Here is a 14,300-nt window from a genome sequence, read left to right on the forward strand (position 1 = left end):
CAACGAAAGCAACGAAAAACCATAAAACACCTGTTTCAAGCCTATTTTCCCAAAAACACCCTCAAAACAGAAGGCCCCTCCTTTGCAGGAGAGGCCTTCATTATAACACGTATTCTAAAACGACAGCTGCTTACAGCGTACGCTTAATCTCACGCTCTTCGTATGCTTCAATGATATCACCTTGGTTCAGGTCATTGAAGTTCTTAATGCTGACACCACACTCGTAGCCTTGGCGTACTTCAGAGGCATCATCTTTAAAGCGTTTCAAGGCCAGGATATCACCGGAGTGAACCACAATACCATCGCGCACCACTCTAATTTTAGAGTTTCTGGTAATGGTACCGTCTGTAACCATACAACCCGCAATAGTACCCACTTTCGTGATCTTGAACACCTCGCGTACCTCTACGTTGGCGACTACCACTTCTTGTACGGTTGGGGCCAACATGCCTTCCATGGCGTCTTTCACCTCATTGATGGCGTTGTAGATGATAGAGTACAGCCTGATGTCAATCTGCTCATTCTCTGCCAACTTACGCGCACTCGCGGATGGACGAACCTGGAAACCGATGATGATGGCGTCTGAGGCCGAAGCCAGCATAACGTCTGTCTCGGAGATTTGACCTACGCCTTTGGACAGGATGTTCACCTGTACCTCTTCGGTAGACAGTTTCAGTAAGGAGTCAGAAAGTGCCTCTACAGAACCATCCACGTCACCACGTACAATCACATTCAGTTCCTTGAAAGTACCGATGGCCAAACGACGACCGATCTCATCCAGGGTAATGTGTTTCTTGGTACGCATGCTCTGCTCACGCTGCAACTGCTGACGTCCTACGGCAATCTCACGGGCTTCACGCTCCGTCTCCATCACCTGGAACTTGTCACCGGCCTGCGGCGCACCGTCAATACCTAATACCTGAATTGGCATGGAAGGTCCGGCGGTCTTGTGACGTCTGCCCAACACGTCGGTCATGGCTTTCACACGGCCGTAGTGCGAACCGGCTACCAGAATGTCCCCAATAGACAGGGTTCCGGTCTGTACCAGCACGGTGGCTACGTACCCACGGCCTTTATCCAAGGCAGCTTCAATCACGGTACCCACGGCACGGCGATCTGGGTTGGCTTTCAGATCCAGTAATTCGGCTTCCAGCAATACTTTCTCCAGAAGTTCGTCAATGCCTTGTCCGGTCTTAGCAGAGATTTCCTGAGATTGGTATTTACCACCCCACTCTTCCACCAATACGTTTAACTGGGCCAGTTCCTCGCGGATCTTGTCTGGGTTAGCCGTAGGCTTATCTACTTTGTTAATGGCAATCACAATAGGCGAACCGGCCGCTTGCGCGTGGTTCAAGGCCTCTTTGGTCTGCGGCATTACGCTGTCGTCAGCGGCTACCACAATGATAACTACGTCCGTTACCTTGGCACCACGGGCACGCATGGCGGTAAAGGCCTCGTGACCAGGTGTATCCAGGAAGGTGATGTCTTTACCCGCATCTGTGGTTACCTGGTAGGCGCCAATGTGCTGGGTAATACCCCCGGCCTCACCGGCTGTTACCTTGGTTCTTCTGATATAATCCAGCAAAGAGGTTTTACCGTGGTCAACGTGACCCATGATAGTTACAATTGGCGCACGTGGCTTCAGATCTTCTTCAGCATCCTCTTCCTCAATACCAATGTTCTCCTCGTCTTCGGTAGTGGCAAACTGAATGTCATAGCCAAACTCATCGGCAATGATGGTGATCGCCTCGGCATCCAGACGCTGGTTGATAGACACGAACATGCCTAGGTTCATACAGGTCTTGATCACCTCGTTCACGCTCACATCCATGAGGGCGGCCAGGTCATTGGCAGACACGAACTCGGTTACGCGTAGAATCTTAGACTCCAGCTGCTCCTGTGCTCTACGCTCATCAGCGGCATCTGCCACGGCAGAACGTTTCTCACGGCGGTACTTGGCGCGATTTCCTTGGTTACCACCCTTACCACCGCTCAAACGAGCCAGTGTTGCTTTAATCTGATCCTGGATTTCTTTATCCGTTAACTCAGCACGAGGGGCCGATGGGCCTCCCGGACGCTGGCCCGGTCCTCCTGGTCGCTGGCCTGGGCCACCCGCCGGACGATTTCCCTGGTAGCCACCGCCACCTGGACGTGGGCCGCCTGGTCCGCTGGCACCGCCTTGACGGTTAGCCGCCTGGCCGGTTCCCAATGGACGGGTGCTGGTAGCCCTGTCACCGGCGCGGTGCGCCTGTGGTTGGTTAGGGTTGGCAGCGCCGGCACCTGGGGTACCTGGTTTAGGCACCTCAATGCGCTTGCGTTTTTTCTTGTCTCCGCCTTGGCCCTGGCCAGGTTGGCCTGGGGCACCTGGTTGGTTTCCACGACGGCGCTCATCTGAGGAGGCTACCGGCTTACCGCCTTTGCCACGGCCGCCGCTTACCGGCAATTCTATTTTACCTAATACAGTTAAGCCTTTCAGCTGATCTGCCTGTGCTTTGATGGTTTCTTGTGGTACTTCTGGCTCTGCAGAGGCCTCTGGGGCCTGCGCTGCCGGAGCGGCGGCGGCTGGAGCCGAAGCAACTGGTGCAGCCGCAGGAACTTCCGGAGCCGGAGCAGCTGCCTTAGGGGCTTCTGCCGCAGGGGCAGGTGCCGGAGCCGCTGGTTGAGCTGGCGCGGCCGGAGTTACCGGAGCAGCAGCTGCAGGAGCCTCAGGCGCTTTCGCCTCTGGGGCTTTGGCTTCTGCTACAGGAGCAGCTGCCGGAGCTGGCTGAGCGGGAGCCGGAGTAACCGGCTTTTCTGCCGCAGGGGCCTCTACTGGTTTTGCCGGAGCAACCGGGGCCTCTGGCGCTTTCGCCTCAGGAGCTTTTGCTTCGGGCGCTGGAGCAGCTGCCACCGGAGCCGGGGCTGGCGCTTCTGCTGCAGGAGCAGGTTTTGCCGGAACCGGTCTGCCTTTGGCGTCCAATTCAATTTTGCCTAGCACTTTAATGCCAGGCAAAGAAGCCGCTACCGGGGCGGGTTCTGGCGTGGCAGGTGCTGCCGGGGCTGCTGGCTTAGGCGCCTCGGCCTGTGGTCTCACCTGGTTAGACTTGATGAGCATCTCCTGCTCGGGCTCTTGCTGACGCTTAGGCTCAGCCTTCGGCTCAACCTCAGCGGGCTTTTTCCCGGGGATGTTCAGCTCTGCCGCCTCGGCCTTGGCCTGCATAGAGGAAGCAAATTCTTTCGACAGCATATTGAACTGCTCCGGGGTAATTTTTGAAGTAGGTTTATTCTCGACATCAACCCCCTTTTTCTCCAGGAACTCCACTACCGTGGAGGTACTGATGTTCAAGGTGGTTGCTACCTGTTTAAGCCTCATCGTTCTTTCTTCTGACATGTTCAAATATGCTGTTATGATTTACTTTTTGTAGTTACTTGTTTCTTACTCATGAAAAGGATGGGCGGCCATGACGACTTCGCGTTTTTAACCTAATTCCCGGAAAACAGGCCCAAAACGGCTCCCATCCTTCCGGTCAGATCAAATAACCCGGCACATAAAGCGCACCACTAGTTGTTGTTGCTTTCTTCTGAATCAAACTCCTGGCGGATGATGTTGAGCAGGTCTTCCACGGTTTCTTCTTCCAGTTCTGTCCTGCGCACCAAATCCTCCTTGCTGACGGCCATCACACTACGGGCTGTATCCAGACCAATGCGCTTCAGCTCGTCAATCACCCAGGCCTCAATCTCATCAGAGAACTCGGTCAGGTCAATGTCCTCTTCAAACCCTTCGGTTTCACGGAACACGTCAATCTCAAGACCTACCAGCTTGCTGGCAAGTTTGATGTTCTGCCCGCCTTTACCAATGGCCAGTGATACCTGGTCTGGTTTCAGGAACACAGAGGCGCGTCCAGATTCCTCGTTTATCTTGATGCTGCTGATCTTGGCAGGGCTCAACGCCCGCTGGATGTACAGCTCCATATTGTCTGTGTAGTTGATCACGTCAATGTTCTCGTTCTCTAACTCCCGCACAATGGTGTGGATACGTGAACCTTTCATGCCCACGCAGGCCCCTACTGGGTCAATGCGGTCATCATACGACTCTACGGCTACTTTGGCACGCTCGCCGGGCTCCCGCACAATTTTCTTGATGGTGATTAAACCGTCAAAGATCTCGGGCACTTCGCCTTCAAACAAACGCTCCAGAAACTGCGGAGAAGTACGGGAAAGAATGATCTTTGGGTTACCGTTGATGATCTCTACGCGTTGTACCACTGCCCGCACTACGTCACCTTTGCGGTAACGGTCTTTGGGGATCTGCTCAGACTTAGGGATCAGAAGCTCGTTGTCTTCTGAGTCCAGGATCAACACCTCACGGTTCCATACCTGATAGACCTCGCCGGAGATGATCTCCCCTACCTGGTCTTTGTATTTCTGGTACAGCAAGTCTTTCTCCAGGTCTTTCACGCGTTGGATCAAGGTCTGGCGGGCAGTCAACACGGCTCTACGACCGAAGTCCTCCAGCTTGATCAGCTCAGAAACCTCTTCACCTACCTCAAAGTCAGGCTCAATCTTGCGGGCCTCAGACAAGGGAATCTTGTCATCGTCCCAGATGTCCTCTGAGTTATCATCCACGATCTCGCGGTTACGCCAGATTTCCAGGTCACCTTTTTCTACGTTCAGGATGATGTCAAAATTCTCATCTGTCGTCCATTTTTTCCGGATCATAGTGCGGAACACGTCCTCCAGGATCCTCATCATGGTAGGGCGGTCAATGTTCTTGAATTTGGCGAACTCCGCAAATGATTCGATTAATATTGAACTATCCATGTCTTTCTTATTTAAAAGAGATTACAATCTGCGCTTTCACAATATCCAGGTAGGGCACTTTTATGGGCTCCTGCAAAGACACCTTATGTTTCTGTTTTACCTCTTCGGCAAATAAAATTCCGTCTTCTACTACTTCCTGCAGCACGCCCACTTTCTCGGTGCCGCCGGCCAGGGTGATCTTGATGTTGCGGCCCACGTTTTTGGCGTACTGCCGGGCCTCGGTGAGAGGGTAGTCTACGCCCGGTGAGGAAACCTCAATGGAATACTCCGTTTCTTCCCCGTATACTTCCTCAATCCTTTTGGACACCCTACGGCTGATCTTGGCACACTGCTGGATGGTAATACCCTGGTCACCGTCGGCTAAGATAGTCACCTTGGGCCGCACCGGCGTATCAGACACGTGCACCGACACCAGGAACAAGTCCGGTTCCGGCAACGCTTCCTGCGCAAAATCTGCTATTGTTTTCTGGTCTAAGGCCATTCGCGGTCTGGGTAACAAATAAAAAGGGGGACTCTCTCGTCCCCTCCATTTCACTTTAATCGCACAAATGTACTAATAAATCTACTGTAACACAAGCAACAGCGCATTATGTACGTTTGAAGTTGTTTGGAAAATAAATTTACGGAAAAAGAAGCGCTATGGTCAAATGCCTTCAGCAAAGAAGTTTCGCCGGCAGGTCACCATAAGCAGAAAGGAAAGAGCCCGGGTAATTCAACAGAATTGCCCCTAAGGCAGAAAATGCGTTTTGGGCCTGTTTTTCAGAAAACAGGCCCAAAACGGAAGTCTAAGAGAACAGCTTAAAAACGGCAAACGCCGAAACATAGGCCAGGCCGGTCATGTACACCAGCTGCATGATAGGCCACTTCCAGCCTTTGGTCTCACGGTATACTACGGCCAGGGTACTCATGCACTGCATGGCAAAGACGTAGAAGATAAGCAACGAGAAGGCACGGGCCGGGGTAAAGAACGGCTGCCCGAACTCATCTTTCTGAGCCAGCAGTTTCTCTTTGACGGTAGCAATGTTCTCAGAATCGCCTACGCTGTAAATAGTGGAAATGGTACCCACAAACACCTCACGGGCGGCAAAGGAAGTAAGCAAGGCAATACCCAGTTTCCAATCATAGCCCAGCGGTTTAATGGCCGGCTCAATGAACTTGCCAAACTGACCGGCATACGATGCCTCCAACTTCTGCCCGGCAATATGCGCGCTGGCATCTGCCTCATTCAGGCTCAAGGTGGTTAGTTCAGCAGTAGCACGGGTTTCGGCCTGCTCCATGGCGTTGCCGGGGCCGTACGAAGACATCACCCACAGGATTACGGAGATAGCCAGAATCACTTTACCGGCCTGGAACACAAACGCTTTCACCTTCTCTACAATGGTCAGGCCTACGTTGGTCCAGCGGGGCATTTTATAGGTAGGAAACTCCATGATAAAGTAGCTGCGCTCTTTGGTCTTGAGTACCCACTTGAGCATAGCCGCTGAGAAAATAGCCGCCAGGAACCCAATCAGATACAAGCCCATAAGCACCAGCCCCTGCAAACTCAGGAAGCCCAGGAAGTATTTCTCAGGTACCACCAGCGCGATCATGATGGTATAGATGGGCAGACGCGCCGAACAGCTCATGAGCGGGGTCACGAAGATGGTGATCATGCGGTCTTTCCAGTTGTCAATGGTGCGGGTAGCCATGATGGCCGGCACCGCGCAGGCCACGCCAGAGATCAGCGGTACCACACTCTTGCCGTTCAGCCCGAACTTGCGCATGATCTTGTCCATTAAGAACGTGACGCGGGCCATGTACCCAGTCTCTTCTAGCACAGCAATAAAAGCAAACAACAGGGCAATCTGCGGAATGAAAATCAGCACGCCGCCCAAACCGGCCAGCACACCATCAGTGAGCAGGTTTACCAGCGGACCCTCGGCCTGGGTATGGATCCAGGCGTTGAGCGTGGCTACCCCGCCGTCAATCAGATCCATGGGGTAAGCCGCCCAGGCGAAGATGGCCTGGAAGATGGTGAACAGCACGCCAAAGAAAATCAAGTAGCCAAACACCTTGTGGGTAAGTACCTGGTCAATCTTGTTGCTGATCTGCTCGTTGTTCTCCGCTTTGGTCACGCGCATAGCGTCCAGGAGCAACGTATTGATGCGGGTGTAGCGGTCAATGGTCTCAGTGGCCTGCAGCGCGTTAGACTGGAAATCGTATTTCTTTACCAAGTCTGCAATGTATTCTTTGTCATCCTCAGAGAGGAAAGAGAGCTTTTGGTATTGGTGGGCATAGTGCCAGGCCAGGTAATCATTGCTCAACTCAAAGTAGTAGCGTATCTGGCGCACCATCACCAACAGGCCTTCGGGTATCTGGAAGAAGGAAGGTTTTGGCGCCTCCAACTGCTGGGAAAGCAAAATCTTGAGGGCTGCGATTCCGCCGCCGGTACGGGCGTTCACCGGTACCACAGGCACGCCCAGTTCTTCCTGCAGTTCGGCAATGTCAATCTTTACGCCATGCTTCTCGGCCACGTCCATCATGTTCAAAGCCAGTACCGCAGGAATCTTCAGATCTGCTAGTTGGGTGAACAGCAGCAGGTTGCGCTTTAGGTTGGAGGCATCTGCGGTGATGATGAGTACGTCTGGGTAAAACGCAGACTTCTTATCATGCAGCAGGTCTATGATAACCTTCTCATCTAGTGACTTGGGGTACAGGCTATAGGTCCCGGGCAGGTCAATAACCTGGGCCCGCAGGTTGGGCGTGAGGTTCGTGAGGCCGGTCTTCTTATCAACCGTTACCCCCGGAAAATTCCCTACCTTCTGGTTAAGACCGGTTAAGTGGTTGAATAAAGAGGTTTTACCGGAGTTTGGGTTCCCGATGAGGGCAATCTTGGCAACGGCTGTACGGGGCGCACTATCAGTAGGACGCGGAACGGAGGCAGGAGCCGGAGCAAGAACTTGAGACATAGACTAAGCCTTTAACTTGATGGTAGCAGCTTCGTCTAAACGCAGGGAAAGGGTGTAATCGTTCACAATGATGGTAATGGGATCACCTAGGGGGGCCCGGCTATTGAGTTTCACCTCTTCGCCTGGTATACAGCCCATCTCCAGCAGTTTCAAAGACATATCAGGGTCGGTGAGGCAACAGATAATGCCCTTCTCCCCTATCTTCAGATCCCGCACGCTCTTTTGGTCTTTCTGCACCTGTCTCTGCTTTATTTAGACTTGTTATAAACAACCGCAAGGTACAAGGTGTTCCTAATGAATCCAAAAAGTTAGGCAGGTTTAACTGGAGAACGACCACATACGCGGCACATTTATTGCATTTGCCGTATTTGTTCCCTATTTTTCCTTCAAATCTAACCTACAGCGCATGTCACTGTTCACCTCTAACAACCCCGCCCTCAAAGAAAAAACCTTCACCGACCTGGCGCAGGCCGAAGCCTATGCCGGACCAACCATGACCCTGAACGGCACCATCGCCAAGTCAGCGGCCTTATTTGCCATTGTGGTGGTATTTGCCCTTTTCTCCTGGGATCTGTTCTTTTACATGGGCGTGCCCCTGCCTTACCTCATTGCTATTCCGTTGGTAGGCGTAGCCTTGGCGTTCCTGATCACGTTCAAGAAACACCTGGCCGCGTATATTGCCCCGATCTACTGCGCACTGCAAGGCTTGTTCCTGGGCGGCGTATCTGGGCTTTTGGAAACCCAGTATCCCGGTATTGCCAACCAGGCCATGCTGTTGACGCTTACTATCTTCGGGAGCATGCTGCTTCTATACAGCACCCGCGTGATTAAGGCTACGGAGCGGTTCAAGTCCATTATCATCACCGCCACCTTCGGGATTTTCTGCTATTATATGCTTTCCTGGGTCTTAATGCTGTTTGGCGTGGAGATGGCGCTTATTCATAGCAGCGGTATAGCCGGCATTGTGTTTAGTGTGTTTGTGGTTATCATTGCCGCCATGAACCTGATCCTGGACTTTGACACCATTGAGCAAGGCGTGGCGGTAGGCGCTCCCAAGTATATGGAATGGTACTCCGCCTTCGGCCTAACCGTGACCTTGATCTGGCTGTATATTGAGATTCTGCGCCTGCTGTCTAAAATCAACCGCAGGTAATTTATTTTAACAGAACGGGATAGACCTCGTAGGCTAGTATATCACCAACCGTGAAATAATATGCCTAAGACGAAGAAAGCCCAGAAGAAGGAAGATCCGTGTTGGAAAGGGTATGAACAAGCCGGCATGAAAGACAAAGACGGCAAGCAAGTACCTAACTGCATTAAAAAGAAAAGTTGATAGAAACAGAAAAGCCCCGGCGATTGCCGGGGCTTTTCTGTTTTACACCTGTTTTCACAAAAACAGCCCAAAACGCTACGCATTATAAAACACTCGTTTCACCCGCGTGCTCACGTTGGTCAAAAGCTCATACGGTATGGTGCCAATGCGCGCGGCCAGCTCGGTGAGCGGCAGGCCTTCCCCGAAGATCAGGACCTCATCATCGGCGCGCACGTCCAGACCGGTCACGTCTACCATGCACATGTCCATGCACACGTTACCGATGATGGGCGCGCGCTGGCCATGGATGAGCACCTCGCCCACCCCGTTCCCGAAGCGGCGGTCATAGCCATCGGCATAGCCAATAGCAATGGTGGCGGTCTGCTTGTCGGTATCAGCCACGCCCCGGCGGCTGTAGCCCACGGTGTCTCCGGCTTTGATCTGCTTTACCTGCGAGACGGTGGTTTTGAGTTGCCCCACGGTCTGCAGGCTAGCTTGGTCACTGCCCGAGGACTCAATGCCGTACAGGCCAATGCCCAGGCGCACCATGTCAAAGGCAGCTTCCTCCCCAAAACGCACTATGCCCGCTGAGTTTAGGATATGCTTGGTGACCGTGTAGCCTAAGGCTTTCTCTACGCGCGCGGCCATCTGTTTAAATTGGGCAATCTGCTCGCGGGAAAAGTCATTGTACAGGGCTTCATCGGCGCCAGCTAGGTGACTGAACACGCTTTGCACCCGCACGTGCGGCATTTGGTCCAGCACAGTCAGAGCCTCTTCCAACTCTGCGGCGTCAAAGCCCAGGCGGTGCATGCCGGTGTCTAGCTTAAGATGAATGCGGGGCGTTTTAGGCCTCTTTTCGGGAAAATAGTCCAGAAACCGGTGCAGCAGGTCCGGGGAGTAAATCTCGGGCTCCAGGGCGTACTGTTGCATCTTTAGGAAGCTGTCGGCGCTGGGATTCATGACCATGATGGGCAGCGTGATACCGTGCTCGCGCAGGGCCACGCCTTCATCTGTGTATGCCACGGCCAGGTAATCTACCCGGTGGAACTGCAGCAGGTTGGCGATCTCATAAGAACCGGCGCCGTATGCGAAGGCCTTGACCATGACCATGATCTTGGTCTGGGGCTGTAGCCGGGAACGGTAATAGTTGAGGTTGTGTACCAGAGCATCCAGGTTCACTTCCAGCATGGTGCCGTGCACCTGCTGCTGCAGGGCGGCCACTATCTTCTCAAACTGGAACACGCGCGCGCCTTTCACCAGAATGGTCTCCTGCCGGAACGTCTCGGGGCGCAGTTGGCCCAGAAAGGAATCGGTGCCCAGGTAGAATTCACTGCCTTTGGGGAACAGTTCCTGATGGCGGGTAATGATGTCGCCAATGCCAATAACGTGGTCCACGCCGCGGGCGGAGATTTCCTGCGCCACTTGCTGATAGAGCGCCTCTTCCTCCAGGCCGGCCTCCAGCAAATCTGAGAGAATCAAGGTCTTTCGGCCACGCCGGGCCTGGTGGGCCAATACATCAAGGGCAATGCGCAGGCCGGCCACGTCATTGTTGTAGGTATCATCTATGACGTAGCAGCCGTTGATAGCCTCTTTGCGCTCCAGGCGCATGGCCACGGGCGTGAGGCGGTCAAAACGGGACGCCATCTGCTCCGGCGCCACGCCCAGGTACAGCAGGGCAGCCAGGCAATGCAGGGCGTTTTCCAGAGAAGCCTCGTCTGAGAAAGGCAGCGTCAGGTCTTGGCCATGGCCTTGGTAATGCACCCGTATTTTGGTTTTGCGTTGGCGCATTTCCAGCACTTTTACCTGCACATCGGCGGCCGCCGAAGGGACTTCTGCCTTGCTCCAGGTGAACCCGGGCAGACCGGCCTTCTGGATGGCGTAATGCACCGGCACCTGGTCGGCGCAGTAAATGAGTTTGTCTACGTGCGCGAAGAGCTTGAGCTTTTCCTGCAGTTTCTGGTTTCGGGTCTCAAAGCCCTCATCATGCGCCGAGCCCAGGTTGGTGAAAATCCCGATGGTGGGTTGCAGCACACTGGCCAGTTTCTCCATTTCGCCGGGCCGGGAAATACCTGCCTCAAACACGCCAATGGTATGGCTTTCGTTGATTTGCCAAACAGATAATGGAACGCCAATCTGGGAGTTGTAGCTGCGCGGGCTTTTCACTACCCGCTCAGACACGCTCAAGAGTTGGGCCAGCCATTCCTTCACAATAGTTTTTCCATTGCTCCCGGTGATCCCGATGACCGGCAACGTGAATTGGCGCCGGTGGTAGGCAGCCAGCCGTTGCATGGCCTCAATGCTGCTGCTGACTAGTAGAATATTAGCTTCTGGGTACGCGTCCAGGTCCATGATGCCGGCAGCGTCTTCCACCACAAACTGGCGCACGCCCTGCGCATACAGCTCGGGGAGGTACTGGTGCCCGTCATGAAATTCGCCGCGTATGGCAAAGAACACCGATGAGGCGGCGTTGACCAGTTTGCGGCTGTCGGTGACCAAGTGCTGGACCGGATAGGTTGCTTTCCACTGGGCCAGGGTGCCGCCCATGACCTGGGCTATCTCTTTGAAGGTAAACATAGGCTCTCACAAGTAGTAGTCAAATATACGAGAGATGCCTATACGCCGCACCTCTTCCGTCACGGGGCATGGCCGCCGGGCTTTTCCTGTTTTAAGCCTGTTTTCTGAAAAACGCCTTTAAAACGCCTCGCCACGGCTGGAAGTGTTCTGTAGGAGAAGCAACTCGCCGCTTTTTACGGGCAAGTCAACGCAGATTAGGCAGTGGGCCCGGCATGGGTTACCTTTGCGGCTCAGAAAAATATTTTTGTTGTGAAGTTGAATCGTTACCACGGCGCGGCCATCAGTGCCTTTTTAATATGGGGCTTTATCCCCTTTCCGCTCAAAGCTCTCACCCACTTTCCCGCCAGCCAGATTCTGTATTTCCGGATTCTGGTGTCGGTGCTCACGTTGCTGGTCATTTCCCTGAGCACACGCCGGCAGCAATGGCAGGAAACCCTTCAGTTGTTCAAAGGCCATGCCCCACGGGAGCGGAAACGCTTCGTGCTGTTCACGTTGCTGGGCGGCACTCTGCTCACCATTAACTGGCTAGCCTTTATTTACGTGGTGAACCATGTGGATATTCAGACCGGCTCTTTCTCGTATCTGCTCTGCCCCATTCTCACGGCCTTTCTGGGTTATCTGCTATTGCGGGAGCAATTGCGCCTGAACCAGTGGCTGTCTATAGGGCTAAGCCTCATGAGTTGCCTTTTGGTGGGGACCGATTCGCTCTATAATCTGCTGTTCAGTTTGCTCATTGCGGCCTCCTACGCCTTTTATCTGATCACGCAGCGGCTCATGAAAGACTATGACAAGATTGTGCTGCTCACGCTACAGTTGCTGCTGGCTTTCCTGTTCATCGGGCCCAGTTACCCGTGGTTTGTGGGAGATTCGGCGCAGCCGATTACGGTGCATTTTGCCGGTCAGATTGTGCTCTTGAGCTGGGTGTTTACGGTGTTACCGTTGTTCCTGAACCTGTATGCGTTAAAGGAACTGAAGTCTGCCACGGTGGGCGTGCTTATGTACCTGAACCCGATCATCAATTTCACCATGGCGTTCCTGTATTTCGGTGAGGTGGCCAGTCAGCAAAAGATTGTGGCGTATTTTGTGATCTTCCTGTCGGTGATTCTGTATAACCTGCCTATTGGCAAGAAGAAAGCGGCAGCGGCCTTAAATTAAGGAAAGCCGGTGCAGCCTTTGGCTTCGTTTTTGACTCTTACCTATAGTCACGTTATTTAAACGCCTATGAAAAGTCTTTTCGCTCTCGCCTTCGCCAGCCTTTTACTGGTGGGTTGCGCCCACACCGAAAACCTTTCCTCTGAACAGACGCCCCAGCTTTCGGCGCCGTTTATCCTGGGCTTGGAGAAGCCGGTAACGGTAGGCAACCTGGTGGTGCGACTGCAGAAAGTAGAGGACAGCCGGTGCCCCATGAATGCTATGTGCATCCGGCAAGGCTCAGCTATCACTTATCTGCAGCTCCAGGACACCCGCGGCAATGAGGCCACCAAAACCTTGTATCTAGGCGATGCCCTCCCCGCTCCAGACAATCGTGGTCCACGCTCCGCCGACACCGTGCAGGTTTCTATGGGTTCCCGGCAGTACCAGTTGATTTTGTCTGAGGTACAGCCGTACCCTAATACCGCTGATACTTCACCGGCGGAGAAAACAGCGAAGCTTGAGGTGAAGGCGTTGTAAGTTGCTTTGGTGCACGCCTTTCCGCCTGCTGCTGGCGTGGTGAGCGCTGTCGCCTTAAGTCCTTATGCTTGGTTGTTTCATCTTCTCTCTCCGAGCGCTCACGGCCGCGGGGCCCCGTCTTTCCCCCTCGCACTGCCCTTGCGGCCGAGTTGCAGTCTACCCTTAGTAAAGCCCCTGCAGGGCCACAAGCGAGGCGCTCGAAGTAAAGACTGGAATCGGGGAAATGCGAGGAAGAAGGAGAGTCGAGTTAGAGGTGGTTAGTGTTTTGGGCACGTTTTTGGGGAAACAGCCGCAAAACGCCCTACTGCATTATACTTTCCAATAACACTTATTAAGCGCAGACTCCCCCCTTGAGGGGAGATTAAGAGGGGTGTTTACATCAGTATGTCTTTCCTGGTCCAAGTTTCCAACTTGGACCTACCATTCGGGAAGTTTGCAGCTTCCCTGAGGCCCAGGCCTCACCTTACGCATATCCTTCCCCTTTGAAGGGGGTAGGAGGATGACTACTCGTGCAGAGCAACCCACGTTTCCAGCCCGTTTTTCTAAAATAGGCCCAAACCACACTACTTACTGTTCATACAATTCCAATGGCAAGCCGTCTGGGTCAGAGAAGAAGCAGAAGCGTTGGCCGGTGTGTTCATCTGTTCTTATTTCCTGTACAGGAACTCCCGCTTTAATCAGTTCCTGCCGGGCGGCTTCCACGTCTTCCACGGCAAAGGCCAGGTGGCGCAGGCCCGCGGCTTCGGGTAAGTAAAGGCGGGCGGGAACCTCTGGGAAAGAGAACAGTTCCAGCACGTACACGCCGTTCAAGGCCAGGTCTAGTTTGTAGGAATCTCTTTCGGGGCGGTAAATTTCCTGAAGCACAGTGAGGCCCAGCACCTGGGTGTAAAATGCTTTGGAGACGGCGTAATTGGAGCAGATGACCGCTATGTGGTGGATGTTCTTTAAATGGAGCATGCAATTTAGAATGGTAAAAGCCGCTGGCTCTTTTTCAA

Annotated in this window: 10 protein-coding genes; 3 read left to right on the forward strand and 7 right to left on the reverse strand. The window is 53.6% G+C overall.

What is annotated here, in order from left to right; genetic code table 11:
* Positions 1-130: 130 nt before the first annotated feature.
* The 5 genes from infB to ACYVJQ_RS01160 all read right to left on the reverse strand — a co-directional run bounded on the left by infB (position 131) and on the right by ACYVJQ_RS01160 (position 7,985).
* Positions 131-3,370, reverse strand: coding sequence for a translation initiation factor IF-2 (gene infB / locus ACYVJQ_RS01140; RefSeq protein ID WP_460891229.1), 3,240 nt, complete (start codon positions 3,368-3,370; stop codon positions 131-133).
* A 170-nt stretch (positions 3,371-3,540) separates the two neighbouring features.
* Positions 3,541-4,800: a transcription termination factor NusA gene (nusA, locus tag ACYVJQ_RS01145; protein WP_048921923.1), complete on the reverse strand. Its 1,260-nt coding sequence runs from the start codon at positions 4,798-4,800 to the stop codon at positions 3,541-3,543.
* A gap of 7 nt (positions 4,801-4,807) precedes the next feature.
* Entirely contained in the window at positions 4,808-5,281 is a 474-nt protein-coding gene (locus ACYVJQ_RS01150; protein WP_460891230.1) for a ribosome maturation factor RimP, read from the reverse strand.
* Between the two features lie 304 nt (positions 5,282-5,585).
* Positions 5,586-7,748, reverse strand: a complete 2,163-nt coding sequence (gene feoB / locus ACYVJQ_RS01155) for a ferrous iron transport protein B (RefSeq protein WP_460891231.1) — start codon at positions 7,746-7,748, stop codon at positions 5,586-5,588.
* A gap of 3 nt (positions 7,749-7,751) precedes the next feature.
* Positions 7,752-7,985: a FeoA family protein gene (locus ACYVJQ_RS01160; protein WP_231583493.1), complete on the reverse strand. Its 234-nt coding sequence runs from the start codon at positions 7,983-7,985 to the stop codon at positions 7,752-7,754.
* A 169-nt stretch (positions 7,986-8,154) separates the two neighbouring features.
* Here ACYVJQ_RS01160 and ACYVJQ_RS01165 point away from each other — a divergent pair, with 169 nt between their 5' ends.
* The gene (locus tag ACYVJQ_RS01165; RefSeq protein ID WP_460891232.1) at positions 8,155-8,901 is read left to right on the forward strand and encodes a Bax inhibitor-1/YccA family protein; all 747 of its coding nucleotides are present in this window, start codon (positions 8,155-8,157) and stop codon (positions 8,899-8,901) included.
* A gap of 255 nt (positions 8,902-9,156) precedes the next feature.
* On the opposite strand, the gene ACYVJQ_RS01170 is transcribed toward ACYVJQ_RS01165, so the two are convergent.
* The gene (locus ACYVJQ_RS01170) at positions 9,157-11,634 is read right to left on the reverse strand and encodes a bifunctional UDP-N-acetylmuramoyl-tripeptide:D-alanyl-D-alanine ligase/alanine racemase (RefSeq protein ID WP_460891233.1); all 2,478 of its coding nucleotides are present in this window, start codon (positions 11,632-11,634) and stop codon (positions 9,157-9,159) included.
* Positions 11,635-11,883: 249 nt separating this feature from the next.
* On the opposite strand from ACYVJQ_RS01170, the gene ACYVJQ_RS01175 reads away from it, so the two are divergent.
* Both ACYVJQ_RS01175 and ACYVJQ_RS01180 read left to right on the forward strand, forming a co-directional pair.
* The gene (locus ACYVJQ_RS01175) at positions 11,884-12,789 is read left to right on the forward strand and encodes an EamA family transporter (protein WP_460891234.1); all 906 of its coding nucleotides are present in this window, start codon (positions 11,884-11,886) and stop codon (positions 12,787-12,789) included.
* 66 nt (positions 12,790-12,855) lie between these two features.
* Positions 12,856-13,305: a hypothetical protein gene (locus ACYVJQ_RS01180; protein WP_460891235.1), complete on the forward strand. Its 450-nt coding sequence runs from the start codon at positions 12,856-12,858 to the stop codon at positions 13,303-13,305.
* 567 nt (positions 13,306-13,872) lie between these two features.
* Here ACYVJQ_RS01180 and gloA2 read toward each other — a convergent pair.
* Entirely contained in the window at positions 13,873-14,262 is a 390-nt protein-coding gene (gene gloA2, locus ACYVJQ_RS01185) for an SMU1112c/YaeR family gloxylase I-like metalloprotein (RefSeq protein ID WP_460891236.1), read from the reverse strand.
* Positions 14,263-14,300 lie beyond the last annotated feature (38 nt).

This window comes from Rufibacter soli (assembly GCF_054781795.1).

What these genes read in the sequence shown, in the direction of transcription:
- infB (WP_460891229.1), bottom strand. Translation starts at nt 3,370, where the DNA reads ATGTCAGAAGAAAGAACGATGAGGCTTAAACAGGTAGCAACCACCTTG.
- nusA (WP_048921923.1), bottom strand. Translation starts at nt 4,800, where the DNA reads ATGGATAGTTCAATATTAATCGAATCATTTGCGGAGTTCGCCAAATTC.
- ACYVJQ_RS01150 (WP_460891230.1), bottom strand. Translation starts at nt 5,281, where the DNA reads ATGGCCTTAGACCAGAAAACAATAGCAGATTTTGCGCAGGAAGCGTTG.
- feoB (WP_460891231.1), bottom strand. Translation starts at nt 7,748, where the DNA reads ATGTCTCAAGTTCTTGCTCCGGCTCCTGCCTCCGTTCCGCGTCCTACT.
- ACYVJQ_RS01165 (WP_460891232.1), top strand. Translation starts at nt 8,155, where the DNA reads ATGTCACTGTTCACCTCTAACAACCCCGCCCTCAAAGAAAAAACCTTC.
- ACYVJQ_RS01170 (WP_460891233.1), bottom strand. Translation starts at nt 11,634, where the DNA reads ATGTTTACCTTCAAAGAGATAGCCCAGGTCATGGGCGGCACCCTGGCC.
- ACYVJQ_RS01180 (WP_460891235.1), top strand. Translation starts at nt 12,856, where the DNA reads ATGAAAAGTCTTTTCGCTCTCGCCTTCGCCAGCCTTTTACTGGTGGGT.
- gloA2 (WP_460891236.1), bottom strand. Translation starts at nt 14,262, where the DNA reads ATGCTCCATTTAAAGAACATCCACCACATAGCGGTCATCTGCTCCAAT.